The organism is uncultured Metabacillus sp. (genome assembly GCF_947503125.1).
Taxonomy (GTDB): Bacteria; Bacillota; Bacilli; order Bacillales; family Bacillaceae; genus Metabacillus.
The window spans coordinates 1-4,241 of sequence record NZ_CANNCR010000118.1 but is presented as its reverse complement, the minus strand read 5'-3'; the positions used below and the strand labels follow the sequence as shown (position 1 = coordinate 4,241).

The following is a 4,241-nucleotide window of genomic DNA, read 5'->3' as shown; positions in this document are numbered from 1 at the left end:
TGACTATCTAAGTCCCATTGAATATAAAAATATTCACCTTAAAAAAAGTGTCTAGTTTAGTGTTGACATACCACATTATCTAGAAAGTATATGGTAGGTAGAGTATATTTAAAAGTTGACCCTAAGGATTCTGATAGTAAAAAAAGATTCCGTATTATAAAAAAAGAATTACAAAAATTTATCTGATTAACAAAGGAGATTCCAACTTTTAAGTAGGAATCTTCTTTTAAGTAAACAGTAAATATTAAAAAAACCTCGATTACAAAATCAAGGTTTTTTCTAAATTATAAGTATTCTACTGCTCCTAAAAACTCTAAAATACTTGTATTAAGTTTGGTTTCCTTTTTAATTCCCTCATATTTAAAATTGTAGAGTAGAATTACAACATTATAATTACTTTGCAACTGTTCACCACAAACCGACGAAAATTTAGGAATAATAACATCGTCATAAGAGAATCCCTCTAATAATTGACTAAGTAAGTTATCGGCTTCATCATAAAACTCCGCTTCTCTTACTGCATCGTCATATCTCTCAATATCAAAACTCCGAGCGAACTTGGATGGTATAAAATCCCCATCCTCTGTATAAGAAATATTAAGTATATCGTCCAATTCCTCTGACGAGTTAATATTCCCTACCCACAATGATACAAATCCATCTTTTTGCATAAGTTACCTCCTATTTGGTTTCAATCCATCAGGCAATGCATCTGAACCACCTTCAAAACGATAATCGGCCCAATTTTGTAAACGCCTTTTAAACATATCATAATCTATTGATGTATCAATAATTTGTAGTAACTCATTATGAGCTTTTGTTGATCCTTTTCCACCGTGTTTTCCAGTTGGATTAACAAACTTCGTCTCACTTATTAGTGTTCTCATTTCTATAATTTGTTCGGCAATTACCCCCCAGTATTTGAAAGTATTAGCACGGGAAACCAAGTGCCATTCGTGTAATCCACCTGGATGGCGCAATCGGTCTTTAATTGACTCTCTTAGCTTAGGATCTGACCATACTATATCAAATTCTTCAGTAGTCAAAGAATTAAACCAGTTTCTAAATTCTCCATTTCTTACAGAAGGTACAGTGTCAAGAATTTTACCCGTACCTTTTCCAACAACATTAATAGAAAAATTCGACAAAACCTCATCTAATTCCTTCTTAACCGACTTAGTTTCCATCACATTTAGTGGAACCTTCTGCACATTCGAACTTATTGCAAAAGCTAAATTATTAGGATACATCCCATTCCGCAACACATGAAATCCGCCTCTAACCTCATCCATTACAAAACGTAAATCAGCCTTTGTCCTTGCAGCCAGTTCATGCGCCCTACTAATCGTCTCCTCACGAATCAGTTTACCATTTTTAACAAGCTGTGGCACAAATGGAGCTGCGATTAGGGTTGAACCAATGATACTTTGTAGGAGACTTGCCTGTCTTTGCTCTTCCGTTAATTCATTTCCGAACATATCTTTACCGGTGATATACTCGCTAAAACCATTGGCAGACACGAGTCCGTAAAGGCCCATCTCTGCTTTCTCGAGATTAGAAAAGGTTTTTGTCGTCCTATAAACGTCAAGTGCCTGATCAGCAGCATTCATGCCTTTGGCCGTTTTGTAGATGGCTCCTCCGCCTTTGACAATTCTTCCTGCCCAGCCGACGATTGGAATAAATCCTGCTGCTGCCATTGCTCCGGCGGCAACGCGCTGTCCGGCTGTTAGCTTTTCGCCGGTGACAGGGTCAACACCTTCTGAGGCACGTATGTAATCATAGTATCCTGTAAATTCGCCAGTAAAGGTCTTGATTCCATCCCATGCCTTTTCGTACCATGGCCGGTTTTCGAGCTCCTCTTGACGCTTGAGCTGTGCCCTAAATGCTTCCTGTTCGTTCTTGAATGAAAGGTAATCTTTTGTTTGCTGCTCAGCCTGTCCTTTTAATTTATATACCTCACTTGCTTGATAGGCATCCAAGTTAAATTGGATCGGCGAGATGGTATTTCCCTGGCGTGATGCTTCCATTAATTGCTGAAATAAGGCGATGACAAATTGTTCGTCACCTTCTGATAACCGATATTCTGAGTTTAACTCTTCATCTAGCTGATTCACAGCATCAACCGTCGCTTTTCGATCTTTATCAGCATGTTCGATTTGTTCATCAAATCGGCTCGTTGAGAAGGCGTCGAGGGAGATGAGATCATCAATTCGATTGAAAATTTTTCGCAGCTCATCCTGCTGGCTTGCGACCATTTCTTTCTGATTCCTGATATGGTGCACCAGCTCATCCTCTAAAAACGGAAGGTGTACCACTGAATTCGCAAGATCCTTTTCTTCCGTACTGCCATTAATTCCGTTTAAAAAAGCGATGTGCCGATCAATCAGCCGGAGCCAGGCTTCTGCCACATCAATTTGTGCCTGGTAAAAGCCTTTGATCGCGTCAGCTCCCTTTCCTTGGAACTGATCACCTAAATTGACGATGTCATTGCATTTCCTTTTTACCTGTTCCAGCTGATCTCTGAGATTTTTATACTCTTGTGACCTAGCTTCCATTGTATGTAAGAGTGTTTTTGTCTCTACTATTTTCACCATTGTCATTGGCACCTACTTATGGGTTTTTCGGTCCCTTTTTCTGCATGTAAGGAGACGATTTTGGATTTTCTACTATTTACCAATATCATAGATTGTGAGTTTCGTACATAAATAAAGGGTGATTCCCAGCAAAAACAGGAATACTGACTTAAGTGAACAAAATGATATAGGACAAATCAACTATTTCTATTCAGGAAACCAAATATTCACTACAAGCCTCTCACCTATCCGCTACAGTCAACTTTTGTTCAAATTTGTTACTTGCTAAAAACAATATTCCTTACGAAAAGAGCTTTTTATAACAATCAAATTGTTTAAAGAAACCGTTTGACAGCATGAGGGCAAATCTAAATAAAATAAAGCCTCATTTCTCGGTGCTGTAAGCGGAGCTAGACGACTAAAATCAGGCTTTTCCTATATTGTGTTTACTGATTTGCTTGATACTGCACTTACACCTAACATAACAACAGTATTTATAATGATTACTGCTTATCCATTCCTGTAGTCAGAACGAATAAAAACCCTCTCATTTTCCCAAAAGGAAGTAAGCGGGTTTTTAGTGTTCTGCAAGCTCACTCCGATGTCGTCAAGGACGCCTCGACTTGCGGACTGATTTGCGCTTGAGGATAGTTAATTTGTTCCCCGAATTCTACCCAGTCGAGATTTGCCATCATAAGCAGGTAGCGTTTGCCGCTGGACGGGTCGCTGATGATGAGGTGATCACGACCAGCCGTTTCTACGCGTCCGCGGTAAACCATCGCATTCCATTTGTTGTTACCTTGGTAAGTAAAGTAGAATGTCCCGATCTTACCTTTGTTGAAACGCAGGATATTTTCAATAAATGATTCTTCCATCGTGCCTGCCGGGAGTTGCATTTGCTGCCCAGTCCCCAACGGAACCACTGGTGCGGCAAATGTGGGTCCAGAATGCATAAAACCGCCTTGTTGTTGTTGCTATTGTTGTTGTGCGGCACTGGCCCGCACCGTGAAGATGGGTAAAAACAAGGATAATAATGGATTGGATAATAACTAGAGTATCCATAAGTCATGAGAAGATCAGCTCCTTTTTAATTTATCGATAAAACTCTGGGCAATAACCCGGTACAGCAACATAGAAACAATGATTCTTGTGTGAAAAATCGAACTGCGTCATCGGGGATCTTGGCATCGTGGGGGTACAAGGAGCTCGGTATTTTTTCCCCGGACTAGGGTTAAAAAACCACAAATTCATTCTCGCTCGAGGATCCCTATCACCATGCAGCAAATTCCTAGCCCTCTGGAGGTCAGCTTCATTGGGACGTTGTGTATATAATGTTCCATTTAAGACGGGATCGAAGTGAGGAATTCCAGTTCCAGGAATGGTTTGATAGATCGCATGTCTTATATTGCGCAACCCTTTGAAATCAGGAGCACAGTCAGCTTCGACCCGATTGGCCACGACAGATCCTACCATGTTCATCCCTTGCGCTCCTTCACCCGTCGCTTCCGCAAGCATGAGCCTCGCTAACTCCTCCACATCACGTGAAGTATGTTTTATTCATCTACTCATTTTCTCACCCCTTTTGCCTATACCGTATTGTCAAAACTTATATATTAAAAAGTTAATAATTCCTTGATTTAAAGGGCTTTAAATGCAAAAAACTTGCCA

General features: G+C 40.0%; 4 protein-coding genes. All 4 read right to left on the bottom strand.

The features are described 5' to 3' along the window. Window positions 1-284: 284 nt before the first annotated feature. The 4 genes from Q1B07_RS26145 to Q1B07_RS26130 all read right to left on the bottom strand — a co-directional run bounded on the left by Q1B07_RS26145 (window position 285) and on the right by Q1B07_RS26130 (window position 4,088). Window positions 285-671 carry an immunity 22 family protein gene (locus Q1B07_RS26145; protein WP_299095597.1) on the bottom strand — a complete coding sequence of 129 codons (387 nt, stop codon included), beginning with the start codon at window positions 669-671 and terminating at the stop codon, window positions 285-287. Between the two features lie 3 nt (window positions 672-674). Next, complete coding sequence (locus Q1B07_RS26140) at window positions 675-2,594, bottom strand: T7SS effector LXG polymorphic toxin (protein ID WP_299095594.1); 1,920 nt, start codon at window positions 2,592-2,594, stop codon at window positions 675-677. A gap of 572 nt (window positions 2,595-3,166) precedes the next feature. Next, window positions 3,167-3,448 carry a spore coat protein GerQ gene (gene gerQ, locus Q1B07_RS27125; RefSeq protein WP_366945291.1) on the bottom strand — a complete coding sequence of 94 codons (282 nt, stop codon included), beginning with the start codon at window positions 3,446-3,448 and terminating at the stop codon, window positions 3,167-3,169. Between the two features lie 217 nt (window positions 3,449-3,665). After that, window positions 3,666-4,088 (bottom strand): cell wall hydrolase, encoded by a 423-nt coding sequence (locus Q1B07_RS26130; protein WP_299095591.1) that lies wholly within the window; start codon window positions 4,086-4,088, stop codon window positions 3,666-3,668. Window positions 4,089-4,241 lie beyond the last annotated feature (153 nt).

Bases quoted from the DNA above. Each gene is read 5' to 3' on its own strand.
- Q1B07_RS26130 (WP_299095591.1), bottom strand. From the start codon at position 4,088: ATGCTTGCGGAAGCGACGGGTGAAGGAGCGCAAGGGATGAACATGGTA.
- Q1B07_RS26140 (WP_299095594.1), bottom strand. From the start codon at position 2,594: ATGGTGAAAATAGTAGAGACAAAAACACTCTTACATACAATGGAAGCT.
- Q1B07_RS26145 (WP_299095597.1), bottom strand. From the start codon at position 671: ATGCAAAAAGATGGATTTGTATCATTGTGGGTAGGGAATATTAACTCG.
- gerQ (WP_366945291.1), bottom strand. From the start codon at position 3,448: ATGGAAGAATCATTTATTGAAAATATCCTGCGTTTCAACAAAGGTAAG.